General features: G+C 61.1%; 13 protein-coding genes. 5 read left to right on the forward strand and 8 right to left on the reverse strand.

Annotated elements, in window-relative coordinates; all coding sequences use genetic code 11:
* Positions 1-27 precede the first annotated feature (27 nt).
* Complete coding sequence (locus tag KBA48_RS04890) at positions 28-1,371, forward strand: glutamine synthetase family protein (RefSeq protein WP_292903879.1); 1,344 nt, start codon at positions 28-30, stop codon at positions 1,369-1,371.
* A gap of 60 nt (positions 1,372-1,431) precedes the next feature.
* Here KBA48_RS04890 and KBA48_RS04895 read toward each other — a convergent pair whose 3' ends face one another.
* Positions 1,432-1,926, reverse strand: coding sequence for a ferritin-like domain-containing protein (locus KBA48_RS04895; RefSeq protein WP_292903880.1), 495 nt, complete (start codon positions 1,924-1,926; stop codon positions 1,432-1,434).
* A 180-nt stretch (positions 1,927-2,106) separates the two neighbouring features.
* Between KBA48_RS04895 and KBA48_RS04900 the strand changes: the two genes are divergently transcribed.
* Positions 2,107-2,925: a hypothetical protein gene (locus KBA48_RS04900; RefSeq protein WP_292903881.1), complete on the forward strand. Its 819-nt coding sequence runs from the start codon at positions 2,107-2,109 to the stop codon at positions 2,923-2,925.
* Between the two features lie 84 nt (positions 2,926-3,009).
* Positions 3,010-4,194 (forward strand): citrate synthase family protein, encoded by a 1,185-nt coding sequence (locus KBA48_RS04905; RefSeq protein ID WP_292903882.1) that lies wholly within the window; start codon positions 3,010-3,012, stop codon positions 4,192-4,194.
* 49 nt (positions 4,195-4,243) lie between these two features.
* Here KBA48_RS04905 and KBA48_RS04910 read toward each other — a convergent pair whose 3' ends face one another.
* Entirely contained in the window at positions 4,244-5,524 is a 1,281-nt protein-coding gene (locus KBA48_RS04910; RefSeq protein WP_292903883.1) for an MFS transporter, read from the reverse strand.
* A gap of 211 nt (positions 5,525-5,735) precedes the next feature.
* Here KBA48_RS04910 and KBA48_RS04915 point away from each other — a divergent pair, with 211 nt between their 5' ends.
* Positions 5,736-7,142 carry an amino acid permease gene (locus KBA48_RS04915; RefSeq protein WP_292903884.1) on the forward strand — a complete coding sequence of 469 codons (1,407 nt, stop codon included), beginning with the start codon at positions 5,736-5,738 and terminating at the stop codon, positions 7,140-7,142.
* Between the two features lie 19 nt (positions 7,143-7,161).
* Here the strand turns inward: KBA48_RS04915 and KBA48_RS04920 are convergent, their stop codons facing one another.
* The 6 genes from KBA48_RS04920 to KBA48_RS04945 form a co-directional block, all read right to left on the reverse strand.
* Positions 7,162-7,929, reverse strand: coding sequence for a hypothetical protein (locus tag KBA48_RS04920; RefSeq protein ID WP_292903885.1), 768 nt, complete (start codon positions 7,927-7,929; stop codon positions 7,162-7,164).
* Positions 7,926-9,299 (reverse strand): hypothetical protein, encoded by a 1,374-nt coding sequence (locus KBA48_RS04925; RefSeq protein WP_292903886.1) that lies wholly within the window; start codon positions 9,297-9,299, stop codon positions 7,926-7,928. Before KBA48_RS04925 ends, KBA48_RS04920 begins: the two co-directional genes overlap by 4 nt.
* Before the next feature lie 11 nt (positions 9,300-9,310).
* On the reverse strand, positions 9,311-10,039 hold the full coding sequence (locus KBA48_RS04930; protein ID WP_292903887.1) for a hypothetical protein: 729 nt from the start codon (positions 10,037-10,039) through the stop codon (positions 9,311-9,313).
* 248 nt (positions 10,040-10,287) lie between these two features.
* The gene (locus KBA48_RS04935; RefSeq protein ID WP_292903888.1) at positions 10,288-10,659 is read right to left on the reverse strand and encodes a hypothetical protein; all 372 of its coding nucleotides are present in this window, start codon (positions 10,657-10,659) and stop codon (positions 10,288-10,290) included.
* 272 nt (positions 10,660-10,931) lie between these two features.
* Positions 10,932-12,152 (reverse strand): hypothetical protein, encoded by a 1,221-nt coding sequence (locus KBA48_RS04940; protein WP_292903889.1) that lies wholly within the window; start codon positions 12,150-12,152, stop codon positions 10,932-10,934.
* Positions 12,149-13,837, reverse strand: coding sequence for a hypothetical protein (locus tag KBA48_RS04945; protein ID WP_292903890.1), 1,689 nt, complete (start codon positions 13,835-13,837; stop codon positions 12,149-12,151). Before KBA48_RS04945 ends, KBA48_RS04940 begins: the two co-directional genes overlap by 4 nt.
* Positions 13,838-14,141: 304 nt before the next feature.
* On the opposite strand from KBA48_RS04945, the gene KBA48_RS04950 reads away from it, so the two are divergent.
* The gene (locus KBA48_RS04950; protein ID WP_292903891.1) at positions 14,142-15,428 is read left to right on the forward strand and encodes a hypothetical protein; all 1,287 of its coding nucleotides are present in this window, start codon (positions 14,142-14,144) and stop codon (positions 15,426-15,428) included.
* Positions 15,429-15,502: the final 74 nt, after the last annotated feature.

Raw genomic sequence — 15,502 nt, forward strand, 5'->3', positions numbered from 1 at the left:
TCTGGGCCGCCAACCCGCGGCGTGGTCATGAGTACATTGGAAGATTTCATCCGTTCGCGGAACATCACCGAGGTTGAGTGCCTGGTGCCCGACATGGCCGGCATTGCGCGTGGCAAGATCGTGCCCGCCGAGAAATTCCTGCGTATCCTGCGGGACCGTGGCCTGCGCCTGCCTGAATCCATTTTTATCCAGACCGTCACGGGTGAGTATCCGGAAGACGAGGATGTGACCAGCGTGGAGAATTGGGACGTCTATATGACGCCCGACCCCACCAGCGTCCGGATCGTGCCCTGGTACAATGAACCCACCGCCCAGGTCATCTGCGACTGTTTTTATGCCGATGGATCGACCGTCGACATTTCCCCCCGTTCGGTTTTGAAGCGGGTCCTCGGCCTTTACGACGCGCGGGGATGGAAGCCGATCGTAGCACCAGAACTGGAATTTTTCCTGGTCGCCGTCAACAAGGACCCGGATTACCCGCTGGTCCCGCCCGTCGGCCGCTCGGGCCGGCAGGAAAGCGGACGGCAGGCCTATGGCATCGACGCCGTCAACGAATTTGATCCGATCTTTGAGGATGTCTACGATTTCTGCGAAAAGCAGGAAATCGACGTGGACACGATGAGCCATGAGGCCGGTGCCGCCCAGATCGAAATCAATTTCAATCACGGCGACGCGCTGGAACTGGCCGATCAGGTGTTCCTGTTCAAGCGCACCGTGCGCGAAGCGGCGATCCGGCATCAGGTCTATGCCACCTTCATGGCGAAGCCGATGCAGAACGAGCCGGGAAGCGCCATGCATGTCCACCAGTCACTGGTGGATGCCAAGACCGGCGTCAACCTGTTCGCCAATGCCGATGGCAGCGATACGCCACTGTTCCTGAGCTTCATCGCCGGCCTGCAGAAATACCTTCCCTATGCGATGCCGCTGCTGGCGCCCAACGTGAATTCCTACCGCCGTCTCGTGCAGGGGTCGGACGCGCCGATCAATGTGCATTGGGGCCGCGACAACCGCACCACCGGCTTCCGCGTTCCGGTCAGCCCGCCCGAGGCACGGCGTGTCGAAAACCGGGTGGCCGGCGCCGATGCCAACCCGTATCTGGCCCTCGCGGCCTCCCTCGCCTGTGGCTATATCGGCATGACCCAGGAACTGGAACCGTCCGATCCGGTAAAGGGTTCCGCCCATCGCCTGGCCTTCTCTCTGCCGCGCCACCAGGGCGACGCCTTGAACAAGTTCAACAGTTGCAAGCCGTTGAAGGAAATTCTGGGGGAACGGTTCATTTCGGCCGTCAGTTTTGTGAAGCAGGCGGAATATGACGCCTATCAGCGCGTGATCAGCAGTTGGGAGCGGGAAAACCTGCTGCTGAACGTCTGATATCTGGATATCCGGAGCCGGCCTTCACCGGCTCCGGATAGTTCGCAAAAAGGCCGGCGGTCAGGCCGCTTCGGCATTGATGGACGACAGGGCAAGCTTGCTCAGCAGCAGATCGGTGCGCTTTTCCTCGGCCAGCGTCTCCTCCAGCAGGGGAACGGCGTCGGTCAGGCCCAGTTGTTCCGCCCAGGCGATCAGCGTGCCGTAACGGCTGATCTCATAATGTTCGACGGCCTGTGCCGCCGAAAGGATTCCGGCGTCCAGCGCTTCGCTGCCGGCAAAATCCTCCATCACTTCCTTGCTTTCATCGATGATGCCGATGATGGCGTCGCAGGTCTTGCCGCGCGGCGCCTTGCCGATCATCTCGAAGATGGATTCAAGCCGCTCGATCTGGCCTTCCGTCTCCGCGCGATGCTGTTCGAAGGCTTCGCGCAATTGCGCCGCATGGGCGCCACGGGCCATTTTCGGCAAGGCGCGCAGGATCTGCTTCTCGGCGTAATAGATGTCCTTCAGCGTCTCATAGAACAGATCGCTGAGACCCTTGGGCTGCTTGGGCATGTGAACTCTCCTTTGGCTGGGTTTGTTTGGCCGGGTTGGGGGCCGAGTGCTACGGGACGTCGGGTATTACGGGCGGACCGTCGTCAGTTCCCCATTCGGCCCGCCGATCAGTGTCAGCTTCCGGCCGGCGGGCCTGGAACCGGGCGCACCAACAAGGACCGTGCAGTTCAGCGGTTTGTCATGCATGAACATGGCTCACACCTTCCTGGGATCTTTGCCGATCCGGAAACGACGGCACATGCACAAACAGGCGTAGAACTGTTTGGTTCCTGCAAAGGCAACCGCATGGAACCAGCTACCAGCAATTCCGTTGTCAGAATGGAAACAACAGCCCGCGACATTCTGGAGACGATGATGGCGACAATGGACAGGGGCGACCAGGATAACAGCCACGAGGCCGTACCCGAGGGCCACACAGGGCCGGATCCGATGATGCCACCCCTTGGACGGGACGCACGGGTAAGCGCCGGCCGGGCGACCTCCGACCCGTCCGGGACCGGCGCATCACACCCGGCCAAACCCGATCCGGTCAGCACGCGCCCCCAAGACACAGGTGCGCCGCCATCCGACGCTTCGGTCATTGATGCCGTGAAACAGGCCTCCGCAGGCGATAACGGGTCCTTGTCGCCCATTCCCGCCACGTTCGCCCATCTGGCGGAAGATCACGGAAGCGGTCCCGGCAGGAACGTGGCGGAGGGGGCGACGGCATGGAACACCCCGAGCGACACCTTTGCCACCAAGGCAAGCGACGCCGTGAAGGCCATGCATGAACAGCATGTGGATGAATATCCCGCAGAGGACAGCAACAGCCAACAGGACGGACCGGCGCCGGCCGGCAAGACGGAAGCCGCTTCGTCACCCCAAACGGCACCGCATCAGGAACCGGCAGCGGTCGGTAAAGCCGACAACATGCTGTTCCGTCCCTGGCTATGGATCGTGGGGCTGCTCGGGCTGGGTCTGCTGATCTCTTCGCGCAGACAATCGGCCGGCTCAAAGTAAGCAGCGTTTGGCGCCGAGGCTGGCCAGACCGGTCACGCGCTGATATACAGGCGCCGCTGCATCACAAAACCGATGTCTTTGGCCATGTCCACGCCCCCGACCCTGTCCGCCAAGGAAGCCGCGGCCGAACTCGGGGTCAGCCTGGCCACCCTTTACGCCTATGTCAGCCGTGGATTGATACGGTCGGAACCATCGTCCGGCGGGCGCACCCGGCTTTACCGGGCCGATGATGTCCGCGCGCTGGTGGCCAGGCGCGACCGGCCGGCAGAGACGTCGGGGGAACGGGCGCTGGATTGGGGCGCGCCGGTGCTGGAAAGCGCCATCACCTTGATCACCGGCAACCGTCTTTATTACCGGGGCCGGGATGTCGCGGATCTGGCGGCGGGCTCATCGGTGGAATCGGTAGCCGGCTTGCTCTGGGATGTCACCGACGACCCTTTTGCGGAAGATCCGCCCGATCCCCCCCCCTTGATCGGCCTGCCGTCGGACCTTGACCCTCTTGACCGTCTTCTGGCGGTCCTGCCCCTGGCGGCGGTGGGCGACCGGCGGGCGGTCAATCGCACGCCGGCGGGACTTGCACGCACCGGCGCCCGCATCCTGCGCCTGACATCGGCCATATTGGCCGGCACGGTCCCGTCCGCCCAGCCTTTGCATCAGCAATTATGCACGGCGTGGGACGTTTCCGGCGCCGGGGCGGAACTGATCCGCGCGACACTGGTTTTATGCGCCGACCATGAATTGAACGCTTCGGCCTTCACCGTGCGTTGTGTCGCCTCCACGGGGGCCAGCCCCTATGCGGCGATATCCGCTGGGATCGGTGCCCTGCGCGGCCCGCGCCATGGCGGCATGACGGCGCGGCTCGCGGCCGTGCTGCCGGGCCTGCTGGATGCGCCGGACCCGGCGGCGGCCCTTTCCGCCTTCCTTGCCCGGGGGGAGGAGTTGCCGGCCTTCGGCCATCCGCTTTATCCGCAGGGCGATGTGCGGGCGACCTGGCTGCTGAAACGGATGGCCGCCAGTTGGGGCGGGGATGCGCGCATGCGCCGGGCCCTGGCCTTGGCACGGGCGGCCACGGATCTGGCGGGCACACCGCCCACGATCGACTTTGCGCTGGTGCTGCTGGCCGACCGGCTGGGCTTGCCTCCACATGCGCCGCTGACCCTGTTCACCCTGGGCCGCAGCGCGGGCTGGATGGCGCATTACCTGGAACAGGCGCGCTCGGGCGTACTGATCCGGCCACGGGCACGCTATACGGGGCTGCGGCCGGCTTGACGGATTCCCCCTCCGTCCACCCGATGGAGGAAGGAGGGGGAAAGGCCGATCAATCCTTGATCTGCACCGGCTCCATGCGCGGCGACAGCAGGTGGACGACCCCCAGGGCCAGCAGATAGGCCGAGGCGGCAACCACAAAGATCGGCGTGTAGCTGCCGATCTTGTCCAGCACATAGCCGGCATATTTGGCCATGGCCATGCCGCCGAAGGCGCCGATCATGCCGCCGATACCCACGACGGAGCCGACAGCCGCGCGGGGGAACACGTCGGACGGCAGGGTGTAGAGATTGGCGGAGAAGCCCTGATGGGCCGCCGTCGCAATACCGATGATCAGCACCGCCACCCAAAGCTGATCGGCAAAGGCCGCAAAACCCACGGGAAGCGCGAACAGGGCACAGATCAACATGGCCGTCTTGCGGGCCCGATTGATGCTGGCGCCGTTCTGCATCATCTTGGACGACAACCAGCCGCCGGCCACGGAACCCACGTCCGACAGCAGATAGATGATGACCAGCGGAATGCCGAAGCTTTTCAGGTCCAGCCCATGGCGTTTGCCCAGGAAATCGGGCAGCCAGAACAGGAACATCCACCAGATCGGGTCGATCAGGAACTTGCCCAGCGCATAGGCCCAGGTCTCCTTGACCCGCAGCAGCCGCAGCCAGCCGATCTTTTCCGTGCTATCCGGCGGATCGCTTTCGATATGGGCCAGTTCAGCGGCACCCACATGCTTGTTGTCACGCGGGCGGCGGTACAGGATCAGCCACAGCGGCAGCCAGACTAGACTGGCCAGGCCGGTGATGATGAAGGCCATCTGCCAGCCATAGGCGATGGTGATGGCCGGCACGACCAGGGGTGTGATAATGGCGCCGATATTGGTGCCGGCATTAAAAAGACCGGTGGCGAAGGCCCGTTCCTTTTTGGGGAACCATTCCGCCACGGCCTTCACACCGCCGGGGAAGCCACCGCCTTCACCCACGCCCAGCACCATGCGGGCCATGATGAAGCCCGCCAGCGATTTCGCACCCGCATGGGCGAAATGGCCGATGGTCCAGATGGTGAAGGCCAGCGCGTAGCCCCAGCGGGCCCCCAGCCGGTCCACGATGCGCCCGAAGGCCACATAGGCCAGCGCATAGGTGAACTGGAACCAGAAGATAATGTCAGCATAGTCGGATTCGGTCCAACCGAACTCCGCCGACAGGGTCGGCTTCAGCACGCCGATCATCTGCCGGTCGACATAGTTGATGACCATGGCAGTGAACAAAAGCGCCACCACGATCCAGCGGACCCGGCCGACCTTGACGCCGTCGGCTCCGGTCGTTTCACTTCCCATCTTTTCCCCCGACATGAAAGAGGATTCCTGGATAGGGCCGTCTCCTGCGGCCTTGGCGGAGCGACCCTAATGGAAACCGGTGTCAATTGCAATGACACCGGTCGACAAAAGCATTGGAAGGAAATTCGTTTCAAATGAAACTATATGCACTTGCCCTGAATACGCCGACAACATAGAAAGCGTGCATAAACGACAGGCCTTAGGGGTCATAATGACAGAGAACGGGGATCATCGCAGCGGCCTGCTGCCGGCCTTGGGGCCGGTACAGCTTGTGCTGCTGGGGGTCGGCTGCATCATCGGCGCCGGCATTTTTGTGATCACGGGTTCGGCCGCAGCGGACTATGCCGGCCCTGCCGTATCGCTTTCCTTCCTGCTGGCGGCGTTTGCCTGCGGCTGCGCGGGGCTGTGCTATTCGGAACTGGCGGCCACGTCGAAGGAATCGGGGGGTGCCTATTCCTACACGCGTGACGCGCTGGGGCCGCGCATCGGCTGGCTGGTCGGGTGGAACCTGATCATGGAATATCTGGTGGCGGCCAGTTTTGTGGCCGTCGGCTGGTCGGGCTATCTCTCTGCCCTGTGCGACAGTGTCGGCCTGACCCTGCCGGCGGCCTTCACCAGCGCGCCCTTCGCCCTGAAGGAGGGACATCTGGTCACGACGGGATCGGTCATCAACCTGCCGGCGGCCCTGATCATCGGCCTGGCCACCCTGTGCGCCGTCATCGGCGTCAAGCGGTCATCTGCGGCCAACATGGTGGTGGTGCTGATCAAGGTGGCGGTCATCCTGGTGGTGGTCGCGGTCGGCGCCTTCCATGTGAACCCCGACCTGTGGGTCCCGTTCATCCCGCAAAATACCGGCACCTTCGGCCAGTATGGCATCAGCGGCGTGATGAAGGCGGCGGGCGTGGTGTTCATCGCCTATATCGGCTTCGACGCCGTTGCCACCACAGCGCTGGAGGCCCGCAAACCGCAACGCGACGTACCAATCGGCATCCTGGGCTCGCTGGCCGTCTGTACCGTGCTTTACATCGCCATGTCGCTGGTCCTGACCGGCACCGTGCCCTATACCCAATTGTCGGTGCCCTCCCCGGTGGCGCTGGCCGTGGCGAACATGGGAGAGGGCGTGTCCTGGCTGCTGCCGCTGGTGTCGCTTGGCGCCATCGCGGGCCTGACCTCTGTCATTCTGGTGCTGCTGATGGCGCAGCCGCGCGTGTTCTTCGCCATGGCGCAGCACCGTATCCTGCCGTCAGTCTTCGCCAGGGTCCATCCGCGCTACCGCACCCCGCATATCAGCACCATCATCACCGGCTCGGTGGCGGCGACGCTGGCCAGCCTGTTCCCCATCGACTTCCTGGCGGAACTTGTGTCGTCGGGCACGTTGCTGGCCTTCATGATGGTGTCGGTCAGCGTCATTGTCCTGCGCCGGACCCGTCCGGATGCCCCCCGTCCCTTCCGCGTGCCGTGGGTCCCGCTGATCCCGCTGGTCTCCATTGCGGTCTGCGGCTATCTGATCTCGGTCCTGGGGGAGCACGCCTATCTGCGCCTGGGCATCTGGCTGGCCATCGGCGTGGTGATTTACGAACTGCGCAAAAAACACGCGGCGGCGGCCGGCATCGGCTGACCAAACTGCCCGGCCGCAGTTATCCGATTTGCGACATGCGGGTCGCCGCCTTGAGGATATCCAGGTCGGCCGGGCTCCCATTTTCCAGGGTCGCCAGACGCAACGGGCGAGCCAAGTCTGGTCCCCAGGGGGGTAGTTTCAACAAGCCCCCCTGGTTGTGGAACTGAAGCACACAACCCAAAGCCGTCGCGGGTGGCGTCACTTGCACTCTGCCGGCAAGGGATGAGCGTATCTCAATCACGACGCTGTCCCCATGGCGAGGCGCCGGCAGCCCCTGGAAACGGTCCAGCAGGATCGAATGCCATTCCTGGGCGGCCCCGCTTGTACATTTTACCAGCTGGCGGCCAGGCCCCTCTTGCCAGGACAGCGGTGTCGGGAACTGCCCCCCATCGGGCCAAAGCGCCAAAACCTCCACTGATCTGCCGAGTAGGTTCGCCAGCGTCTCCACGCTGCGCTCCGTCGGCGTCCACCACGGCCCGAACGCAGGCGGCGGCTTATCAAGGCAGCGACTGAGCAATGCCTGTACCGGCCCCGGTCGCTGCGCATCCATCCTGACTGGCATCATCCGCGCGCCCAGGACCGTGATCCAGGCGGGGTCGTTGGGCATATTTCCATGGTAGCTCAATAACGTGTCCAGCATTTTCAGGGTGCCATTCTTGTCAGCACCCACCAGCGCCGTGTCCGCCACCGCAATCAAGGTGGCGCGATAGAACTCCGCCGGCATGGGACGCAGCACCAAGCCCAGTTCATCTTTCTGATCCCGCCATTCCACCGCGAAACCGCTCACGCCGTCGCCTCCATGGCTCGCGCAGGCATCCATGGGTCGGCGGCCAGCACAAGGTTGAGATTCAGCATATCCGCCAAATCTTTGGCGTCCCTGATCAGACGCGGCGAGCCCGGCGGAGGGGCATAATCATACGGCCACCAGAGCCAAACCGGCGGCGGCGGATCTCCATGAACCGGCAGCCCCTGTAATGCCGGCTCCATTGAAACCGCAGGATGATCTTCCGGCTTGCCCAGCGGCGGCAGCACCAGAAGGATAGGCAGCTTCTCATGAAATGGCGCGTGGACCGGCTGACGGACCGCGATGCCCAGCCATTTAGGCTCATTTATCATGGGTAATTTAAGACGGATGCGGACAATATTTCCGTTCTTCTCAGGTTGCGCTTTGCTGGGGTCCGCCCACTGCGCGATCCGGGCAATGACCGGTTCCAGCTTCGCACCGCCAAACGCGACAAGCTGGATCGTTATATCAGCCTTGATCTGATAACAAATCCCTTGCCCCCACCTGCATCGTGTCACCCCTACATCGACATTTTTTTCGCGCTCACCATGGGGCCAAACCAAATGCGGATGATTGCAGTCAGCGTGCGGGCATACAAAGACCCAGGGCCGGTCCAAGCCCGGATCAAGGTGGACGAATCCCCGTTCCTCCCCTGTCGCTGTGCCGCAACGCTTGCAGGCAACCGCCAGACTGGCCCGTGGAAATCCACAACACTCCAAAGCCACGCATTGTGACCTATCCCGTTTCCACCGAAAATTCAGCATGTGACTAAATAGCAATCCAAATAGCACAGAGAGAAATATTGCAACAGTTTCTATTTTGTAAATTAACCTGAACGCCAATATCCGAACCCATCGAGGAAAAAACCCTCGATCGCCATTGACAATTTTCTCAATTCCAATTCGAATGAAGTGAATAAAGATAAATAAAACAAAAAACGCTGCAACATCAAATTTTTCTATCCCTAAAATTTTAACACTCAAAACAAAGACTGAGACTGAAAATAGAAAAAAGACAACCATGATCACGGAAGATATAATACGACCAATCTCCGTTTTGAATCCCATATTCACAAATAAATAGGCAAAGAACGCGCTGACCATTATGTTGAAAATCCCATCATTCCCCGCTCCGGCCTGCAGCGCCCCGATGGCGCAAAGCGCAAATATCAACATAAAGATGGGAGCCAAATCTCTCCGGCTTGCTGGAATATTGCGTTTAAAAAACTCCCATCGCATCTCCTCGCCAAACAGAGCTGGAAACCGCCGGCTGACGGATTTCTGGAGCCGCTGCAGCTTATAAAAGGCGCTGACCATGGCAGCGTCGGCAGGATCCAGACACTCTGCTGCCGTGACGGGTGGATTCTTTTCCATCTAAGCCCCCTTTATTTCAGAACCGGACCCCTGATCCAGGTGGTAAAGACCGTAAGGTCGGTCATCTGAGCGAAGTCGTCAGCAGCCACCATGACCGGGCTGACAGCCCCAAAGGCCGTTAGGACAGGCGAAAGCCTGGCGATGTCGCCAAATCCGGCGCAGTGATCCAGCCACTGCATGCGTCGATCATTGTCCCAGGGGTGGGTTTTAAAGCCGGCGGGAGAGAGACCCGCGTGCCTGAGAAGCCATTCTGCCGCAGAAAGGCACAAGAAAAGGCGCGGACGGCCCTTGCCGTCCTGGGTCATCAGTCGGGCCAGTTCCCTTACGCCGGCCAAGAGGTGGTCCCTTGACGTTTCCAACAGATACCGGGCGGAGATCATTAATATGACCGCATCCGCCATGGAAAGGCGAACCGGCAATGACGCGCGGACCGGGCATGTCGCGGGCGCGGCGCCGTGACTATGCCAGAAATGAAGGCACAATCTCACGGTCTTGCCGGGTATTCCCACGGTACCCGCCAAGGACAATGGCGTATCCTGTGGCAATTCCACCCAGCCCAGATCGGGCGATGCCGTGCGCCAGCGCACCCAGTCCTGTATATTGGGAAATGCCATACCCGTGGAAACGGCAGCGTTCGCAAAGGCCGTGAAACTGGCGCGGTGCTCGGGCACAGCGATATCACCATCACCATCCATCTGCACAAAGGCCACATGACGGATGTCAGCGGCATCGGCATGCATTGGTTGCGGCCAATCCAGGTCGCAGCCCGGCAGACGCGCACGCGTCAGCTTCACTTTACAGGGCGGGCACGCGGTCCAGGTATATCGCGCCTCCGTCTTCACATCACCCAGCGGAATCCGGTGGCGGCGGCCTCGGGTGGCATCCTGGCATGAATGGGCGCAAAGCCATTCCAGCGATGCATCAGGCACCGGCGTCAGACAGTTCGGACACGGCTTCGGGGCCGCAACTCCTGTTCGCTCGCCCCCCTTCATCGTGACGGCCCCCCACCCGGCGGCAGGTCGCGAACCATCACACAAGCCCCCGTGTAATCCGGCTGCGCCACCCGCCGAGCGGGGGGGGATACCATCCGGAACTGACAAACCGGAGACGTCGCCGCCACATCGGGCAAAATCCTGGACGGATGCGCCAGCCATTTCACATTTACATGATCGGAAGGAACCACCAGCCGGTAACTCCACGCCGACCAGGGAGAACTGGTCCATATGTCGATATTTGGCGGCAGACGGGAAAGAATATGCGGAGCATCGCCCAATATACGCTCCATCTCTGTCTCGTCCGGCAACCGGCCGTTGGCCGCGCGGGCCAGTCCCTCGGCCTCAGCCAGGGTCAGCGTGGTCAAGACTGTATCTGGACAATGATCCTTTTCGGCAGCCAGTATCTCCTCCGGTCGCCGCAGGGGTCTGGTCGCCAAACGCATCGCCATGTTCCACCCCCCCTCGGCACAAATCCGCTGGAAAAGTGCCATGTCGGCAAGGGGACTGCCGGGACTGCTCCACGGGCCGACGGCAAAGCCACCACAATCACGCAGATGCAACAGACGGTCAGGGTCCCGGGCGTCCCCAACCGCCACCCGGGCAGCACCGAACCGAAGGTCGGTCCTATTGGCAGGGATCATTGTGCTCCCTCCTGCTGCTGGCGTCCTTCCGTTACAAACCGAATTTCGATGCGTCTGTTCACATCGGCTTCCGGACGGTTCTTGTCCTGAAGTTCTTCGTCGGCGACCCCGATGGCGTAGAGGCGTAATGCGTTCCGACCGGTCGTACCAAGGCGGGGTGCAATATCCGGATCAACCGCAAGCCGTTCAAGCATGCGTTCCTTGAAATATTTCGCTCGATGGAACGACAGGTCCAGATTGTCGCGAATGGTGTCCGGCTGGCAATTCTGTCGATCACGAATGCGACGGCTATCCGTGTGGCCAAAAAAATCGACACGGTTGATTTTTGGGTCGGCTTTCAACGTGCTGAGGATGTGATCCGCCTCTGCCCGGAGCCGACTTCGCAGATCTTCGTCGGGCATCTCCTCCTGCACGTCCGACGACTTGGCCGGAACTGTCGAACAGGCAAGGAAATGAAGCCGGGCATCCCTGGGTGTCGGAACGTCCACATCGGTGAGGCAACGCCGGAGCATCAGCAGGGTCATCTGGCGGCGCCCTGCCAATGCACGTATTTCCGCCAGAGACCGGCGCGACATCCTTGCCAGTGCCTCCGTATCTTCATGGCAGATCCCTTGCAACAAGGGAGGATCAGTTGGCGTAGCCCTGGGTTGAGAGCGCTTCTCGTCTGCCGTGCAGAGCCTCTCCAGGCTTTTCATATCTTCAAGTTCCGCCCGCTGCTCATCTTCATACCATTGAGAAAGCTCGTTCGCCTTCCGTTGTCTGTCCCGTGCCCGAACGGGCTCGCAAGTGTGCTCGGTTCCGCCAAAACAGATCACGGCGGCGCGGTCAACCTTGCTGACCTCCTGCGCGTGAAGCATGACCTGCTCCTCCGACAAGAAGGCCGCCTGGATGATCTTCGGCCATTGGCCGGGGCAATAACCGGCAAGTGGGGCTGGCACCTCTTTATAGGCCTTTTCCGTGCCCGCATCACCTGATGGTTGCAACAATTCCGGGCACCGCCGGTGGACGGCCGCCCTGCGTTCTTCATAATCTGTGTCGGTGATCCACTGCTGCAGACCTAGCGCCGCCCGTTTCAATTCGTCTGAGGATAAGTCCGGACAGTTGTTCCCCGTCGCCAGAACGATGAAGACAACCAAAAGCAACAGGATCGGGCCGAGGACTGCCATGGCAACATCAGCAAAGGCGATCTCATTCGAGCTGACAAAATCTCGCTTCATGCACCACCAGCCCGGCGTTCGAATTCCGTGTGGGCCAGCTTCTGAAGCGTATCAAGGGCAGCGCGAATATTCTTAAGCTCTATCACCTGCTGATCGATCTGCCGCTTAAGGGCTTCCCTGAGATTCTTGTCCGTCTCAAGCGCCCGTCCCACCGACACGGACACGGCATTGACGGCAGCGGTCATATCCCCACCCGCATGGCGGACCGATTCGTCTAGTGTCACTGCGGCTCCCAGCAACTGATCGATGATCGTCTTCAGCGCGCCCACCCCGCCGGTCATTTCCTTCACGACGGTTTTCACACCGGTCTCAACCTCCTGGAAATGCCCTGTCGCTTTCTCGACCGCTTCCGACACGGTCTTGACCCCCGTCGACAGTTTCTTCTCAAGCAATTCCGACAATTCGCGACTGGCGTTAACCAAAGCCGCTATAGCGGCCTGGATAAGGCCGGCCGCCTCGGAAACCTGTTTCTCCATATTGCTGGCGGCATTGCCAATCCGGGTGGCGGCACCGTCCAACCGTACCGCCGCCCGCTCCACACCGGCGGCACACGCGTCTAGGCGCGCGGCCAACAGCTCCGCCCGGTCGTCCATCCGGTTCAGGATACCGGGAACGGCCAACATCGCTTCCTGCAGGGCCTCCGCATGTGACTTCATGACGTCGATCGTCTTGCTTTGGGCAGCGTGCATGTCCGCCAGACCATGGGAGATGATGACCAGCGTCTTCGACACCTCTTCCACCGCCGCCAGTGACCGCGAATCCCATTCCACGGTGCCCACCGTGCCGCGCACCGGAAAAGCGTGGATGAAGGGGAGAAGCAGCAGCTCCTGATACGCGGCCCAGGTCGCCTCCGCATCCTCGTCCGCGATGTCCAGAAGGAACCGCCCTGCGGCATTGGCGCCATAGGCCAGCAGCGACGTGCCAAAAGCTAACTGGAAGCTTGTCGTGATCGATGACAGGCCCGGACTCGACGAGTTTTGGGGCCTTTGAAATGTCTTGAGGAGTTCCATGAAGGCCGGGTCCTGAAGAAACAGGATCAGGCCATAGAAGGTGCCGACAATGCCGATCGCCAAAAGCAGATTGACCAGAAACTGATGCAGCGATCGCAGGGAATAAGGCCGCCCCGGGGTACGCGGCATATCAGCCAGGGCGCAGGCGAAGGCATCGGAATATCGGGCGTGCAACCGGAAAACCCGATCCAGCGCCTCAACCTGTTCCTGCAGGATCTCCGGCATCGCCCGCCGCTTGGCAGGGGACATTCCTTGCAGTATCTCGACGGCCCCCTCGAAATCCCCTTCCTTTAGTTGCCGCAATTTTTTGTCATCGCGAAGTATGGCCAGCCCCCTGCCATTCGATCCGACCTCACGCCACAGCTTAAAACTCAAGACGAACAGTATAGATATCACCGCAACAACAGTAATAAATACCAATAATGATGGCTTAATATTGTTTTCTTTATAAAAAATCGGCAGATAATCTCCAGGTAAAATCAGAAACACCCAATCAAGAAGACCAACCTTAAAGGAAATAAGTACGATAAAAACTGGAGAAATAATCAACATTGACAACAACATGATCATTCTGTTTTTATGCGACTTTCCTCTGAAATCTTGGAATCGCAATTTTTGCGCACCGTCGTTGTCAGATTTCAGAATTCCATTCTGATTTTCGAGGGATTTTTCCATAATTCCAGACCTTAATAGTGTAACCACCCCGAATACACATGTAAATACGACTGGTTAATGCCGTACTGTTCAATTTTATGTACCAGAGTTATAAGCGTTATGCTATCGCAATAGGCGTAGGCACAACTGAGCGGGGTACCTCGTGCGAGACGAGCCCTGTCCTTTTCCTTGGGAAGACGACCATACATTCAACCCGACCGCCGGCGCCGCAAGGCGATGCCGGACCTGTGGTGGCGTGGCGCGGCGTTGCACGGCATGCCACACCATCAACAGGGATGGGGCCCGGTTCTGCCGGCAATGTGGAGTGCTTCTTCAACCTTTTCACGAACTCGCCGCGTTGCCGGCGCCGGAAATCTTGCGCGCCCGTCTAAAGGGGGCGGAAGAGGCGGAAACGCGGACATTGGAAGCACTCCTGTCACTGTCGGACACGGACCGCGCTCTCAACTGGTTTCCCAGCGGCGCGGGCCTGTTGGTCGTGTCCGCAGCCGGCGATCAGCAGCCCAGCCGGCTGCACCTGCTGGAACCGCAGACATTGGCCTTTGCGCGTGGCGCCGGGCGCGCCCATACCCTGGGCAGCCTGCCACCCTACACGGCATGGGTATCGGCACCCGCCGTCACACCCGCCGGCGTGCTTGTTGCCACGGCCGAAACCGCAACAATAATCGTCGGCCCGGGACTGACAGCCACTCCAAAAATCAGGGGAATTCCGCCGATGGCGGGAGAGGCTTTCGCGGCGACGGCATCATCTGGTGACGGCCGTTTTGTCGTGGCGCTTCGGCAAGGCGACAGAATTCTGCTTGCGACGGGATCTGGCGTGGGACCGTGGCATATCGGCGAACCGTTGCCCCCCGAAATCAAGGTAGATCGCGCCATAGACATGGGCGCTGTGCAGGGAGGCCCCGGTTTCTGGTTATCGGATGGACATGGTGTCCTGTTTTGGGAGGGGCAGCCGGACACCCCTCCCGTCCGCTACGTTCCGCTTCCGACCGAGCTCGGTCGGAAAATCCCGGTCAATCTGCGGGCACGGCAGGAGGAACATCCCTTGTCACCACTTGCGATCCGGTTTTCCGCCCACCTGCCGGCCACCCTGTTTCTGCCTGTGCTGCGAAAGGAACCGGCCTTGGCGATCCTCCCGCTTGGTGGAGCCTCTGGCCAGATCATCACATTGCCGATCACGGACCGGCGGGCTGTGCTGCTTCCCGACCCATGGACCGGCGGCGCGCTGCTGTGCCACGGGTCGGCGGTCGAAAGCTACGCAGCCGACGGGCAGCGGGTATGGAGCGACCAGCGAACGGATGACAGCAACTTCGTGACACCGCTGGTGTTCGGTGAAAACCTGCTGTTCATCGTTGCCCGTACAAGCGTATCGGACCAGAGCTCCGGCCAGGAAGCGCAGTTGGTCATCTGGCAGCGCAAGCGCAACAGCCGCAGCGAATTGAGTGTGCGCCGGCCGCTGGCGGGGCAGATCGCCCGCGCCTTCCCCCCGCTTGTCATCGATCGGAAGCTGGTATTCGCAACAAGGGACGGTAGTGGCATGAGGGTAAGGCTGGTCGATCTGCCGGGTGAAGCCAGCACGGAAGGTGCCGCATGAGTTGGCGCCTTTGTCGCCTGTTGCTGTCTGCCGCGATGCTGGTGCTGTTCGTGCTGCCCGCACCCGGCCAGACA

Source organism: Niveispirillum sp. (assembly GCF_017996735.1).
Classification (GTDB): domain Bacteria; phylum Pseudomonadota; class Alphaproteobacteria; order Azospirillales; family Azospirillaceae; genus Niveispirillum.